Source organism: Paenibacillus campi (assembly GCF_034659835.1).
Taxonomy (GTDB): Bacteria; Bacillota; Bacilli; order Paenibacillales; family Paenibacillaceae; genus Saccharibacillus; species Saccharibacillus campi.
On the sequence record NZ_JAXSQZ010000003.1, the window covers coordinates 476037 to 490781 of the forward strand.

General features: G+C 46.5%; 10 protein-coding genes and 1 pseudogene. 3 read left to right on the top strand and 8 right to left on the bottom strand.

All coding sequences use genetic code 11. The annotated features are described in order from the left end of the window. Positions 1 to 327: 327 nt before the first annotated feature. The 3 genes and pseudogenes from U1I11_RS21660 to U1I11_RS10665 all read right to left on the bottom strand — a co-directional run. Positions 328 to 423: pseudogene (locus U1I11_RS21660) on the bottom strand (LysE family translocator); the annotation flags it as partial. Between the two features lie 162 nt (positions 424 to 585). Beyond that, complete coding sequence (locus U1I11_RS10660; protein ID WP_322906090.1) at positions 586 to 1455, bottom strand: aldo/keto reductase; 870 nt, start codon at positions 1453 to 1455, stop codon at positions 586 to 588. A gap of 389 nt (positions 1456 to 1844) precedes the next feature. After that, a complete protein-coding gene (locus U1I11_RS10665) occupies positions 1845 to 4481 on the bottom strand; it encodes a TerD family protein (RefSeq protein ID WP_322906091.1) in 2637 nt (878 codons plus the stop codon). Between the two features lie 812 nt (positions 4482 to 5293). Between U1I11_RS10665 and U1I11_RS10670 the strand changes: the two genes are divergently transcribed. After that, on the top strand, positions 5294 to 6337 hold the full coding sequence (locus tag U1I11_RS10670; protein WP_322906092.1) for an NAD(P)-dependent alcohol dehydrogenase: 1044 nt from the start codon (positions 5294 to 5296) through the stop codon (positions 6335 to 6337). Between the two features lie 197 nt (positions 6338 to 6534). On the opposite strand, the gene U1I11_RS10675 is transcribed toward U1I11_RS10670, so the two are convergent. Together U1I11_RS10675 and U1I11_RS10680 are read right to left on the bottom strand one after the other, a co-directional pair. Further along, positions 6535 to 7053, bottom strand: coding sequence for a hypothetical protein (locus U1I11_RS10675; RefSeq protein ID WP_322906093.1), 519 nt, complete (start codon positions 7051 to 7053; stop codon positions 6535 to 6537). A 332-nt stretch (positions 7054 to 7385) separates the two neighbouring features. After that, the gene (locus U1I11_RS10680; RefSeq protein WP_322906094.1) at positions 7386 to 9158 is read right to left on the bottom strand and encodes an ABC transporter substrate-binding protein; all 1773 of its coding nucleotides are present in this window, start codon (positions 9156 to 9158) and stop codon (positions 7386 to 7388) included. A gap of 299 nt (positions 9159 to 9457) precedes the next feature. On the opposite strand from U1I11_RS10680, the gene U1I11_RS10685 reads away from it, so the two are divergent. After that, on the top strand, positions 9458 to 10729 hold the full coding sequence (locus U1I11_RS10685; RefSeq protein WP_322906095.1) for an MDR family MFS transporter: 1272 nt from the start codon (positions 9458 to 9460) through the stop codon (positions 10727 to 10729). A 380-nt stretch (positions 10730 to 11109) separates the two neighbouring features. Further along, positions 11110 to 12045, top strand: coding sequence for a heme o synthase (gene cyoE / locus U1I11_RS10690; RefSeq protein WP_416235613.1), 936 nt, complete (start codon positions 11110 to 11112; stop codon positions 12043 to 12045). A gap of 65 nt (positions 12046 to 12110) precedes the next feature. On the opposite strand, the gene U1I11_RS10695 is transcribed toward cyoE, so the two are convergent. From U1I11_RS10695 to U1I11_RS10705, 3 genes are all read right to left on the bottom strand, one after another. Next, positions 12111 to 12812 (bottom strand): MBL fold metallo-hydrolase, encoded by a 702-nt coding sequence (locus U1I11_RS10695; protein WP_322906096.1) that lies wholly within the window; start codon positions 12810 to 12812, stop codon positions 12111 to 12113. 202 nt (positions 12813 to 13014) lie between these two features. Beyond that, positions 13015 to 14130, bottom strand: a complete 1116-nt coding sequence (locus U1I11_RS10700) for a CobW family GTP-binding protein (protein WP_322906097.1) — start codon at positions 14128 to 14130, stop codon at positions 13015 to 13017. A 112-nt stretch (positions 14131 to 14242) separates the two neighbouring features. Then, positions 14243 to 14635 carry a DUF3024 domain-containing protein gene (locus tag U1I11_RS10705; protein ID WP_322906098.1) on the bottom strand — a complete coding sequence of 131 codons (393 nt, stop codon included), beginning with the start codon at positions 14633 to 14635 and terminating at the stop codon, positions 14243 to 14245. Positions 14636 to 14745 lie beyond the last annotated feature (110 nt).

Sequence of the window (14745 nt, forward strand, 5' to 3'; positions counted from 1 at the left end):
GCACATTCCTCCGTCATCGTATGTAGTATGAATCGGGTCTAACTTTTAAACGGTAACACGTTAAATCTACGGTCAAGCTATACTGTAAAAATTAGCAAGCATGGTCTGAACAGCTGAGTTGAGACATGATGCTCTATTGTGTAGACGCAGGAAGTGTTTATTTAGTTGCGGAGCGGTCGGTTTTGCTTGTTCACGATGTATAATGGAGTTTGTTAAGCGTTAGTGATGCTACATAATTAGTTACCGGCACAATTCCGGCAACTGGCTGCTTAACCGTGAAAAACACCAAATCTTCCATGCAGCGCACATAGAGAAATTGGTGGCTGTACCCTCCTGATTAGCAATCGACAAAATCACAATATTGCTCGGTCCCGGTGTAAAAGTAACGATCACGCAGTACAAAATAAAAGACAGTATACTCATATCCAAACTCCTCTCGGTCGGTGTTTGTGTATTAATATAACTGTCTCTGGATCAACGCTATAGTATATTATTGCAGCAGTAGAAATAACAAAACCCCCGTATGTATTAATCCATTCGAGGGTTGATCATGAACGATACCGTTATTTTACCGATAAATCCTACTCATTCCGACAGCTTATCAAGCGTTTCAACGTCCTCATCGCTCAATTGCAGCTGAGCGGCTTCGATATTTTCGTCCAAATGTGCGACGGTGGACGTACCCGGAATAGGCAAAATGACAGGTGAGCGGCGCAGCAGCCATGCCAGTGCAACTTGAGCAGGCTTGGCGTTTAGACGTTTGGAGATTTCGTCAAGTGGGCCACCTTCACGGGCAAGCTTACCGGTTGCGAGTGGGAACCACGGGATAAATGCAATATCATGTTTTTCAGCTTCTTCCAGCAGTGCTTCGGCTTTACGTGTGGATAGATTGTACAGATTTTGTACCGAAGCGATTTGGGTAATTTTATTCGCTTTGTGCAGCTGTTCCACACTCACTTCGCTTAGACCAATATGACGAATTTTTCCTTCCTGACGCAGTTTTTCCAGCTCGCCAAGTTGATCTTCCAACGGCACTTGTGGATCGATCCGGTGCAATTGGAACAGATCGATTCGTTCCAGACCGAGATGACGCAGACTGAGCTCTGCTTGCTGACGCAAATATTCCGGTCGACCGACTGGACGCCAATCATCCGGGCCAGAGCGAGTCAGCCCTGCTTTTGTTGCGATGACGAGATCGTCTTTATAGGGATGCAATGCTTTCCGAATCAGCTGCTCCGCCACAAAAGGGCCATACGAATCCGCTGTATCGATAAAATTCACACCCAGTTCTACCGCACGCTGCAATACGCGTACCGCTTCATCCGGGTCTTTCGGCTCGCCCCATACCCCTTTACCCGTCAACTGCATACTGCCGTAACCTAGGCGATTCACCTGTAGATCGCCGCCAATCGTAAACGTACCAGATGACGCTGCATTTAGCTTTTCCGTTGTCATATGAAATGCTCCCTTCGCTGGTAGACTTCAGTTCACACTTGATCATCATAGTATACCGACTTTACGGGTTTACGGGCTAACTGCTGTTCAACAAAAGTCAGTTACACCACGCTTATCGCACTGCAATAGAGCTTAATCAAAAGCGAGAGTCAACGGCGACTCATCGAGGCTTATTATATGCCTTTTTATGCATTTACCCATAATTGAATTTTTCTATACATGATAGCGATATAATATGGAGTAATTTGGATCGATTACGCAGAAACGGATTGCTGATCACCTCTTTCTATCGGGATAGCACAAAGCGCGAGCATGGAGATCATACGCATGAATCTCTATGCTCGCGCTTTTTCATTTATTTTACGCATCGTATTCCCAATTTATACCGTTTACAAATATTCCGCCAAAATCACATCTGTCTGATACGGCGTAATGCCCTCGTTCATCGCAAATACGATATCCGCTGCTTCGATCTGCTCCACCACTTTGCCGCGTGCTTCTGCATGCAGTCTGAACAGCTCTGCCAGCATCGGACGGCGCAAATTGGTAAAAGCATGTCCAAGCATTTGCAAACTGGTCATATTGTCGGCAGCGGTCACACGAAAGCTGCGGTTGCGTGGTACTGCATCGAGCCAGATCATTTGCCGTTCCTGCAAATCGAGCACAAACGGCACCGCTTGCTGCGCTTCTACTGTCAGATCGAATCTCGTTTGCACGGTCGCAGGCTCATAAATTTCGCCGGCAAAGCGATCGTCACGAACCATAAAACCGGCAAAACATTCCGGTAGCTCCGACATCGCCTGTCCGGTAAAACAAGACAATTGCACGAGAATATAACGAGCACGCGTCTGCTGCTGTATTTGCGCAAGATATAGATCGATAAACTCGGATGCACCTTCAGGTGCGTCGACGATATCGCCGCTATGCACGCCATACTGTGCTTGCAAATTGTAAAACGCCAACGTTTCTAGCGGCTGCCAGTTCCGATCTAACAGCACCGCAGACAAATCAATGTCCACACGGCTGTTCGCACCGTCCGCCATATTTCTCCACCAGCAAAACAGACGCACCGTATGACCAGCCGGCAGCGGTACCCGGCTACCACGTGGCAATGCACGCAGTGCACGACTAGCGGATCGCTGTGCTAATGGCACCGGAATATGCTGCAATTGCGGATCGATATAGACAGACCCAAGCGCTGGACGCTGCGCAAAGCGACGTTTCAGCTCATCGCGAATCGTCTGTACGATCGCTGTCGTCACCTTGCTGTCCAAAGCAGGCAGACGGTCTGGAATCGCCACCACTTTACCCATATTGCCTTTCGGGAAAAATACCCGATACCGACTCCGCTGCTGACGATGGTTGAAATGTGCTAACATTTGCAGCAATAACGGCACTGCCATACTTTCGCGATGCTGCTTAAATTGCTCCATAATAAGGGCACTGCGTTCAGGTTGCGAACGAAGCAATGCATCCAACCGCCTCGCCAGCTCTCCAGGGCGTGTTCCGAGCCGGGCAATGACCGCCGGATCGCGTTCCTTCATCCCCTGCTCGATTTCCGTACGTATCGTCACAATCGAACGTTCACGGCGCAGCGCCGTAAAAGCGGCAAAAGCACGCGGATAACGAGTCCGCATTTCACCCGGATGCAGCAATTCCCCAAGCCGTTTCCATTGTTCGCGATACAGCACCATATCTTCTAGCGGATCGTTTGTACGCTCCAATAAGCTTAATAGTAAGCGACGTTCGGCACGCCGGAACTTGCGGAAATGGTACGCCGTCCGCGCTGATTGCGGATGACCTTCACCGGTTGGCACATTTAGCGCTTGTGTCAGATGATAGGGGTTAGCAAACGGTTGGCGAAGTTGTGACAGCTTTTTCGCCCATGCCATATCCGTATCCAGTCCAGACAATCCGGCAGCTAGCCGCAGCACATCGGTAGCAGTGCGAAAATACACACTTAACCGCTGACCGTTGGCACGCCCTGTTTCTAATAATACAGCAGCGATAAAAGCGGCATTTTCTTTGTACGGAATACGCTCCGGCAGCAGCCATTCGACCTGCTCTACCTCTCGCAATCCGATCGCAAGATCGTCTTTATCCTGGGTGGATAATGAGCCATTTGCCGCAGCCAGATTGCGCAGCATATGAATACAGGTGTCCGCTGTCGCCAGATCGATTGGCTTTAATTCGGTTACTTGCTCGGCAGGCGGGCGTCTCATCACATCGTACGTCGGGCGAATGCCAAAGCGATAATGCAGCAGCGCATTTATATACAGCTCGGCTGCTGTCGCTGCCATCACTTGAGCGGGAAAATTAGGATACATCGGCTCATAACGCACATGATCACCGACCAACTGGCGCAAAACAGGCACGATTTGCCGATGCAATTCAACTAGATGTTCCGGCGTTTGGATGTGGCACTGCTCGATTAATGCGGGCGCAAACGTATAGCCTAGCTGCGCGATGTCTTGCAGCAATGAGGCAAGGATCGCAATGGATGACATCTGTTGTGCGTTGCATAACGGATGCGAATACGCAGTTTCAGCATCTGTAGTTTCGATAGCTGATTTTTCAGGATGTGTATTTGTATATCGTGACGATGGCTCGTTATTATGACGTACCGCATCCGATACATCGCATACGTTTGCTGCAAATTGTTGCACAGACTTCAACTCTGCTTGCTCACTCATATTAGCAGGCATCATAAGCTGTCCCGCACGACGTAGTAGAATCGGATTTATCCACTGTGAGGTGTGATATGTATCCACTTGCGCAGTTATTGGACTGGCTGCGTGATCCGCTGCAATCGCTGGATCGGCAGATGTGGGCTGTGCTTTCATCGTTGTTGCTTCCGTATGTTTGAACTGCTCTGCAATCATTTCAATTTCGTTTCGTGTGTGCTCATGATGTGGATGTGTAGCATGATTAGAATCATCGCACATCTGCTTGTGATCGCTCATCCCCTTGCTATGATTGTGCTCATTATGCTCTGTATGTGTATGCCCATTGTGATCTGTATTCATCGTATAACCTCCTAAATAACAGAAAAGCCGCAGGAGAGCAGGAACACTGGAAATCGCCATAGGAAGAAGAAGGAAGTGTTCACAATAGCCTGCGGCTATTCAGCTGTATTGGATGTTGCTAAACGATGCGGAGTATATCCACATCAGCAGCGTGCCCGGAAATTTCCGTTACGATAGCTGTACCGGAGTGATATCGTAAATGCTCGCTGCTTAGTATGATTTAACATTACACGATCCGTAGTCCGACCAACAGGGTACAAGTATGGCGAATAAAGGAATTGGTGTTTTTTATAGATTAGTTAAGCGATCTAAATTGTTCACGTGTATACACTTCGATTTTAACTTTAATATTTTTCTTGAAAGCAGCTAAACCGATAATGACGATATCATAGCGATTATCAAAGTATTGATAATCCATGTATAATTAAAGCCATTTTTACCTCCAAGTCGGTAATTATGTTAAATGATTTTTATATAAATTAAGTTTGGTTTCGTTTGTTTCAAAAGGTGAGATGTTATATTTACGATAAACGTATCATAATTTATTTTATTTGACTAATGTAATTTAGTAGTTATAAACCTCGATCTTCTACCTATAGCTTATTCTAGTTATCCTAGCAAATTAGTGTTTAGGAAGAAATCATCAGACAGAGTTTAAACGAAACGAATTGGGATTAAGCTGTATTAGCCAAAATTGCATCTGCTGCTAATTTGCATATAATAAATGAGTAAGTGTTCATTCATAACTTTATGTTACTTTTTCAGTTCATTACAGATGGAACACTAATTCACGCAAACGAGGAGTGGATCAAATGGTACAAACACGAGTGCTCAGTGCTTCACATGCCAAAGCGCCTTTTGAGAAAACAACGATTGAACGTCGAGAACTGCGTCCGCATGATATTTTGATCGATATCAAATTTAGCGGCATTTGCCATTCTGATATTCATAGTGCATACGATGAGTGGGGCGGCGGCATTTTCCCGATGGTGCCCGGTCATGAGATTGCCGGTGTCGTTGAAGCGGTCGGCAGCGAAGTGACCAAATTTGCGATCGGTGATCGTGTTGGTGTAGGCTGCTTTGTCGATTCGTGTGGCGAGTGTGAATACTGTCTGCGCGGCGATGAGCAGTATTGCACCAAAGGGGTAGTGCAGACGTACAACTCTAGAGATTATGATGCCAATCCTACGTATGGTGGCTATAGCCAGAAGATTGTCGTAATCGATCGTTTTGTCGTACGCATTCCGGATCAACTGGCGCTGGACGTGGCAAGCCCACTGCTATGCGCAGGTATTACTACTTACTCCCCGCTAAAACATTGGAACATTGGGCCAGGTAAAAAGGTCGCTGTGATCGGGGTTGGCGGTCTCGGTCATGTGGCGCTACAATTTGCGCGCGCACTCGGTGCCGATGTTACAGCACTTAGCCGTTCAGCGAACAAAAAGGATGAAGCACTAGAACTTGGTGCACATCAATATTATTCCACCGAGGAGCCGGAGACGTTTAAAGCGCTGGCAGGTCAATTCGATCTGATTTTGAACACCGTTTCGGCAAATCTTAATGTGGATGCATATTTGTCCTTGCTGCGTGTCGACGGCACACTCGTGAATGTGGGTGCTCCCGCTGAACCGGATCAATATCATGTATTTTCGCTCATTATGGGCCGCCGCAGCATTGCCGGTTCGCTCGTAGGCGGAATCGCAGAAACACAGGAAATGCTCGACTTTGCTGCTGAGCATGGCATAGCGCCTAAAATCGAAATTATTCATGCGCATCAGGTCGATGAAGCGTATGAGCGCGTGCTGAAAAGCGATGTGCGTTACCGCTTTGTGATCGATATCGCTACACTGGATTAAGCGTTCGGATACGGATGTAGCCGTGTTTGATCGTGTCATTACGGTATAACTTTATTATGGAATTCGTAAAAAAGCGCCGTTGCTTGCCTGAAATCAGGTGCGGGAACGGCGCTTTCGGTTGTTTATTATAGGCATGACTTTATGATGAAATTTCTTGACTGCGCCATCCTCTAAGCTATTATCGTATACACTCCGTCCTATATGCTCCAACCGCCATCCAGATCATAACGCGCCAATCGCTCCTTTTCCTGTTGCATCTGTGTATCGATGCGATTGCGCATTTCCTGTAACACCAGCATCAGTACTTCGCGTCGTTCGCCCAGATCGATCAGCAATTGTCGCACGCTGTCTCGTTCGCTTCCCTGTGTAGATGTATCTTGATGATAACGAGTCAATACATCGGAAACACGCATGATTTCTTCTTGCAGCTCTCGTAAATAAGCGGTCACCAACTCAAGCGACTCCACATACACTTCGCTTGCATAACCGTGCAACGGCGAACGTAAAAAGCGCTCCACATGCTCCCCTTGCACGAATAACGGTGTAAATACCGGGTTGCCCATTAAAAGCTGTACACTTTCCATTTGCAGCTCAACCGCCATACGATCAATGCTGATCGCTTCATTGTTGCCCACCATCTGTCGCAATCGATATTGTAGCTCGGCAGGGTCTGATGGAAGTTGCCCTACTTCGCTTTTGCGTACAAAATAGATCATCGTTATTTATCCTCCGATCTTCGCATTGAGCAGCCACAATAATGTTCGACTACAATTCAGGTTGGATGGGGTAGATTCGGCTCTCATCGCAGCTGTCTAATTCAAATAATGGAAATTAATTATTTTAGCCATACATACAATACGCTGTTTCGTTTTCCAAATCCTGCATGTATTAAGCATAAATTATAATTAAAGTCCATGCTGATCATGTATTATCATGCTATTGATGTAAGCCGTGTGTAATTAGCTGTTGTTCATATATCTACCCAGTTCTTCGCATCATTCACCTTTTTACGACATATTTTCCGTAATACTACATTTTTTACTTAAATTTAAGTTTGGTGTCGTATCGTTGTCAGCGATAGTTTATCTCGAATCCACATCGTAGACAGATTCGGAAAACCAAACGAATCAAGATGTAATCCGCTCAAACTACGGTTAAAATACGCTCGTTGGTTAATATGATTACCGAGCAACAGCCAATGTTCTTGCTGTAACTTTCGCTCCATCTGTTCCAAAATCCGCTCCCGTTCTGAGCGTTCATGTCGCATCACATCATATAACATCGTATGTAGCACACGAAGCTGCTCGGTATCTAGCAAACGGTGCAGATGATTGACTTCATTCGAGAAGAAATTAATCAAATCCCATTCCCAATCATCTTCCAACACCTCCACCGCAAGTGCGATATGTCCACCTAACAACTCCCGATCTTCCTGCGGAGCAAGTTCCAGCTTTAACCCGATTGCCGCTGCACGCCGCTGTATCCATTCCGCTTCCAGTCGATCTTCCTTTTTGTCGGTAAAGCTTAGCATGAGCATCTCGCCATGATAGCTGCTGAGAGCCAATTGGCGTTTTGCTTCGTCCAGGCTGATGCGTGGGAACGTTTGCTGGGCGCTTTTCCACGGCAAAAAACTCCCTGCTGGTGACGTGCGATCCCCTTGCAGCTCCTCTTGCATCGTCTGCCGATCATATAACAGCCGCATCGCATAGCGAAAATTCACATCATGCTGAACGCCGGACACGCGCATATTAAACAGCAAATATCTGCCTCCAAGTGCAGGCTGGGTCAATTGACGGCTATTCGCCTGTTCCTGTTCTTCGCTATCCGCTTCATGGGTCAAACGATAATACCGATTACTTCCGCCTTCCTCCGCCAAAAACCATACATCCACCCGATCCAAAAGCGGGCGATAACCATAATAACCGTCAAACGCGCTCAACGACATTTTGCTCGTATTTAGCTGGGACACGCGAAACGGGCCGGTGCCGTTAATCGTCATATCGTCCTGCTCATGCTCCGGTACAATCGCCATATTAATATTGGAGATCAGATGCAAAAACATCGTATTTTGCTGTTTTAATGTAAACGTTAGCGCATAATCGTCATGCAGCCGAATACTTTCCATATCACGATAGAGCCAGCCGATATTGTCGCCCCGCCGTTTAATTCGTTCCAACGTTGCCGCCACATCGCGCGCTGTAAACAACTTGCCATCATGAAATCGTACCCCTTTGCGCAAATAAAACGTCCAGGCAGTCCCCTCCTCACTGCATTCCCATAAATGAGCCAACTTTGGCACAAAGCGCTCTGTCTCGGAATCATAAGCGACAAGCGTATCAAAAATATGCCGCATCAAAAAAATTTCAAATGCGCTGAACGCACGCACCGTATCCAGCTTGCCAAGTGGTCGATAACGAATCATACGTAGCACATCATGTCTGCTGCTCGCTTCCTGTTCCTGATGTAGTCCCAAATAAATATGGATGCGCTGGGACAGACGCTCACGCATGGACTCCTCACCTTCAAAGTTGCTGACCAAATCAAGCGCTTCTTTTACTTTGTCACGCTCCAGCAAATATTGAATCCGTTGTTCCAGCAGCGCTCCATTAGAGCATACAAATTGCAAATGTGAATGATTGCCTCTGCCTCGTCCGGGCTGCCAGGCAATCCAACCATGTGCTTCCAGTCTACGCAAAATCAACTTTACATTGCGCGGTGTGCAGCATAATAGCTCTGCCAGCTGAGCGATCGTCACCGCACACGTCCCATTCGCTTCATTACTTGGATTCAGCCGCTCGTATAGCTGTAAATATTGAATCATATTATGCTCCATCATGAGTTTCCTTTCCGTAAGCTGACAAGCTTAGTGCAATTTTCTTTTCAATTGATATATATCGTATCCGTGCCTGCTGTCATTCGCCTGCGATCCCTCTATTCAAGTTTGAAAGGGAATGATCCATTAAGTTTCCATACCTATGTGTTCATACCTAGCTACCGTTTTCACAACATTCGCTAAAAGGTGAAACTGACATGCAAAATTTTTCTCTTTTTCTTCTCCTTTTTACTTTTTACAATGATAACAACTTGATTAACGTTTTGTAAATATAAGGAGTGTTCCACATGATTGCAAAAAATCTAGCTATGATTCATCCACTCGCCTGGACGATCATCGTCGGCACGATGTTCGGTAGGCTTGTCACTTCGATGAGTGTGCCTTTTCTGGCGATCTATTTAACTTCCACACTTCATGTGCCGGCAACCCAGACCGGACTCATTATCGCAGGCAGTTCGCTTGCCGGGGTGCTGGTGAGCTTTTATGGCGGTTATATTTCTGACCGGATCGGACGTAAAAAAGTGATGCTTGTCTCTGTATGTTGCTGGTCGTTTGTATTTTTCGGTTTTGCGGCGGCAGAATATGTATGGATGTTTTTTGTCGTTAATGTACTGAATGGGATTTGCCGCTCTACTTTTGAGCCAGCGGCGCGGGCGCTATTGTCGGATACGACACCGCCAGAGCACCGTTTGCTCGTATTCAATCTGCGTTATGCTGCCATTAATATCGGGGTCGTATTTGGGCCATTGATCGGACTGCAACTTGGTTCGGGCGCGTCGACATTTCCGTTTTTTATTACAGGTGGTGTGTATGTGTTGTACAGTATGGTGCTGATGCTGCAATTTATCATTCATCCGCTCACCAAGCTGCAAACGTATAAGGCAGACATTTCGGTTAAACCGAATATGCGTGAGGCGTTACGGGTGACATCTTCGGATCGCATTTTTTTGCCGGTGTTGATCGGAATGATCTTTTGCGTACTCGGTTATGCGCATTTTGATTCCACGTTGGCACAGTTTTTGGCGATTACACCGGATATTACAGATGGCAGCAAAATCTTTTCGTATATGATCGCGATGAATGCGGTCGTTGTGCTCATCGTGCAGTATCCGCTCGTTCGAACAGCAAGGCGATTTCGTCCGATCGTACCGCTTGTGCTAGGCAATATATTGGTGTCGCTGTCACTCGTTATGTTTGGGCTGGCGCATAGTTTACCGGTATTTATGATCGGTGTGTTTATTTTTACAGTCGGTGAAGTGCTAATGTTTACGATGATGGATATGCTGATCGATCATATCGCACCAGCGGGCTGGAAAGGCACGTATTTTGGTACGATGGGTTTTAACAATATCGGCGCAATGGTCGCTCCGGTTGTTGGCGGGATGCTCGTGCAGCATTTTGCCGTGTATGGAGGCATCATCGTGTTTGTGCCGCTTGCTCTGCTTACGCTAGTCGGCATGCCATTTCTGCTTACCGCTCATCGTCGTTTAACAAAGCGTGATCAGGAAGCCGAGCGGCAAGCGACCGCACGAGCGGTTGATCAGGTGGCAAATTTATAATCACTCTACATTAGGACTCGAAGTAGTTAGAACAGCGCAATGAATCATCGGTAAATACGATAGGATCGACGGTTTAAATCGATATGTAAGCGACACAGACATCATTGTCTGCCTCATCAGCAATGACCGTGCGCACATATCGATTATTTTTTTGCATAGATGACTGGCTTTTATGTTCGTTTAGGTATATATTATTTTGGTGTGCAATCGTTGTTTAGGCATACTTTCACCAATATTCCTATCCCTTTGTGAAAATCGTTATAAAGTTTTCACAAATTGATGGCGTAATTTTAAAAAACGTCATTTATAGCGCGTGTTTTTACCTTATAAATGGTATGATGGACACATATCAAATACTGAAACGGGTGACATATATAGAGATGAAAAATCAAACTGGTCAAGCTGTACCTATGCAGACAACTTCGTCGTTTACTGCCATCTTTTTTGCGACCATCAAAACGGGAATCATCAAATCTAATCTGATTGCGATGTTTGCCGGATTGAGCATGGCTATTTATGTGATGAATCTGTCTTTTTTCGATCATATCGGAGCGATTATATTGGCGTTTATCGGTTCGTCGCTCGTCATCGGTTCTGCGGGTGCATTTAACAATTTGTATGACCGTGATATCGATGCGATTATGGAACGTACCAAAACGCGTCCAACTGTAACCGGTAAAATGGATGCGCCTAACGGGCTCGCGATCGGTACAACGATGGCGCTGATCGGTGTAGCGCTGCTCTATCTCAGTTCTCCACTGGCTGCGCTGTTCGGTTTCCTCGGCTTATTCCTGTACGTCGTGCCGTATACGATGTGGACAAAACGCACAACGATCTACAATACTGAAGTCGGCAGTTTGTCCGGTGCCGTGCCACCACTAATCGGTTGGGCAGCTGTATCGAGCGATATTGGACATTGGGAAATTTGGGCACTTGTCGTAACGATGCTGCTATGGCAAATGCCTCACTTTTACGCGATTGCGATTCGTCGTTTTGATGAATACAAAGCGGCAAGCGTACCAATGTTGCCAGTGGTCAAAGGTCTAAAACGTACTTATGCACAAACGAATTTCTATCTCGTACTGCTCGTATTGTCAAGCCTGATGTTCTGGCCGCTTAGCCCGTATATCGCCGGCGTCGCGTTCCTGCTTAGCCTGTCTTGGCTCGTGTTCAGTTTCCGCAGCTATGACAAAGCCGGAACGATCGAAGACGTTAACGGCTGGGCGAAAAAAATGTTCATTTTCTCGCTCAATCATATTACGTTGTTGTTTTTGATTATTATCGCTTTTTCGTTAATTGCGCAGTGGTTGAGATAAATTAAATCATCAAAAAGGCTTCACTGATAATCCTATCGGTGAAGCCTTTTATTTTTAATTTGCTTTTACTGCCAAAACGACTTCTGTAACAATCGTCGCAAACGTGCCTTCGCATCATAACATACCCCGCCATGATAACAGATTAGTGTATCAAAATCATAGGCTAACAACTGTTCTAACGACTGCATCGCAGCTGGCAGATTTTCAGTTAATGCGACCGGTGGTAGCACAAGTTCAGCGTCGATATAAAACACAATATCACCAGCGATTACCGCACGCTCACGTGATAACAACAAACATACATGCCCGGATGTATGCCCAGGTGTATGAATGACTTCGATCCCGCCAGCGATAGGAAAGTGCTGTCCATGCGTTAAATAACGATCAACCCGTCCGCTCGGTAGCACAGTTAATTGCGATTGCCACGGCACTACATTGTCTTTTAACAGTGGACGTTCTCCGCGTATGTATGGAGCGTCCCATTCATGTGCGTAAAATGTCGCAGTAGGATTGGCGGCATCGAGTTCTGGCAAACAGCCAATATGATCCAAATCCTGATGTGTAAACAATACATCATCCAGTAGCTGTGGGCATGTGCCTGCTGCGTGCAGCTCACAGGTAAGTTGTTCATACTGACCTGGCAGACCCGCATCGATCAACAATGTATGATATTGATCCGCAATGAAAAGCGGATGAATGATGCTCTCTCTGCCCATAAAATCCATTTCCAGCTCCAACAAGGCGATCTGCTCGTTAAATCTTTGCATCGATGCTGTCACCTCCCTTCGTCCATGCTGTCTGCAATGTTATCCTGCCAAACCGCTCGTGTTTGAAAATTACAAACACTGACGTCATCCGTACCCTTTATTTCCTTCTCGCAGTAAAGTACGGCTCGCAGCATACGAGTGTGCGTATATGCCCTAATAGGAGTAGATACAATTATGTTGTGTTACTAGTAACACTTCTCTACTACAGTGTCGATTCCGCCGATTCGACGATACATGCGGCAAAGCGTTGTTGAAACCACGCTTCATCCAAATTTTTACCGATAATGACGATGCGGGTCATCCGTGCTTCGCCAACATGCCAGTTGCGATCGGTATTAATGCCCAGCATCATATGCACGCCTTGAAATACGACGCGCCGTTCCACCTGGTCGACATAGATAATGCCTTTGTACCGATACGTATCTTCAGCATGGTTGATCAGCCACTCATCGATAAAACGATTGATCTTTTGCAAATGAACTGGACGTGTATCCTGTAACACGATCGAACGTACCTCATCTTCATGATGATGGTAATGGGCATGCAGCAAGTTTGGACGAATTTCCAACTTGCGATCCAGTTCAAATGCATGGACATCCAATATAGAGTGAATATCGATTGCAGATTGGCAAGTAGGATAGATCGGTGCCGACACATTTATGTGGCGCAGACGCGCTTCTAATAACGCCAGCTCCTCCGCTGTAACTAGATCAGCCTTATTCAGCAGCAATACATCGGCAAAAGCAATCTGTGCTTGCGCTTCCAGCCCTTGATCGAAATGCAGATGAGCATGACGTGCATCGACTAATGTGACGACTGCATCCAGTCTGAAAAATTGTTCAAGCAGTTCTTCCGCCAAAAATGTCTGGATTACCGGACCAGGATCAGCTAACCCGGTCGTTTCGATTACCAACCGATCAAAATCATAACGCTGCTCTTGTATGCCGAATTTGCGATCAAGTAGTTGGATCGCGATTTTCACCAGATCACCGCGTACCGTACAACAAATACAGCCATTATTCAGCTCAATAATCTCGTCTTCCGCCCCTACGATCAATTCATGATCAATACCGACCTCGCCAAATTCATTCACGATTACGGCGATCTTATGCCCGTGCTCCGAAGTAAGCAGATGATTGAGCAGCGTCGTTTTGCCCGCGCCAAGAAACCCGGTCACAATCGTTACTGGAATACGCGGGTCAAACGGCTCGCTTGTCGGCACAGTCTCTCCAGCAACGATTGCATTCTGTGCCAGTGCGAGTTCGTTATCACTTAATTCAGCGGTTGGATCATGATGATTCACAGATATGTCATTCATATTCATACCTCCTCGTTCATAAAGTATGTGCACCAACTTTTGCACGCAGTTGCCTAGTACTATATTGGGGATCGAATGGTCAACACTGCGTAATTATAATGTCCTTATCTTGTCATACGTAATCTTCCTGCTCATCATGCGCCTGCCAATCCGGCCAAAATAGTTCCAATGGGTCTTCCTCCACATATTGCAGTTGCAGCTCGAAATCACGCTGTCCGCCTGCTTCCGGCACAGCACTCCAAAGCGGTAAATCATGCGCTGCTTGCTTGTTTGTCCGTGCATACACATGCCAGCAGCCATCCGATTGACAGCGCAGACACGCAAACGCGGTTCGCTGCCAGCCGCGTGTAGCTGGTGAAGGGCGCAGCTCAGACAAAATCAGCCCATCCGACTGCCATTCATAAGCAATCTGCACCGAAGTGCGCATAGAAGCTGGCACTTTGGCATCGATGTATCCATCCATAATTTGCCGAATGCGGCGTACGGTAAAAAAATCCAAGTTCATTATGATTCCTCCTGCCTGATGTACAATGACGGTTACGGCTAACGATCCGCTTACATCTGCTATATGAATCTGTCGCGCTACAATTGTCGGTGCACACAGCATCATTTATA

Coding starts and splice junctions, on each gene's coding strand:
- U1I11_RS10660 (WP_322906090.1), bottom strand. CDS start 1,455: ATGACAACGGAAAAGCTAAATGCAGCGTCATCTGGTACGTTTACGATT.
- U1I11_RS10665 (WP_322906091.1), bottom strand. CDS start 4,481: ATGAATACAGATCACAATGGGCATACACATACAGAGCATAATGAGCAC.
- U1I11_RS10670 (WP_322906092.1), top strand. CDS start 5,294: ATGGTACAAACACGAGTGCTCAGTGCTTCACATGCCAAAGCGCCTTTT.
- U1I11_RS10675 (WP_322906093.1), bottom strand. CDS start 7,053: ATGATCTATTTTGTACGCAAAAGCGAAGTAGGGCAACTTCCATCAGAC.
- U1I11_RS10680 (WP_322906094.1), bottom strand. CDS start 9,158: ATGATTCAATATTTACAGCTATACGAGCGGCTGAATCCAAGTAATGAA.
- U1I11_RS10685 (WP_322906095.1), top strand. CDS start 9,458: ATGATTGCAAAAAATCTAGCTATGATTCATCCACTCGCCTGGACGATC.
- cyoE (WP_416235613.1), top strand. CDS start 11,110: ATGAAAAATCAAACTGGTCAAGCTGTACCTATGCAGACAACTTCGTCG.
- U1I11_RS10695 (WP_322906096.1), bottom strand. CDS start 12,812: ATGCAAAGATTTAACGAGCAGATCGCCTTGTTGGAGCTGGAAATGGAT.
- U1I11_RS10700 (WP_322906097.1), bottom strand. CDS start 14,130: ATGAATGACATATCTGTGAATCATCATGATCCAACCGCTGAATTAAGT.
- U1I11_RS10705 (WP_322906098.1), bottom strand. CDS start 14,635: ATGAACTTGGATTTTTTTACCGTACGCCGCATTCGGCAAATTATGGAT.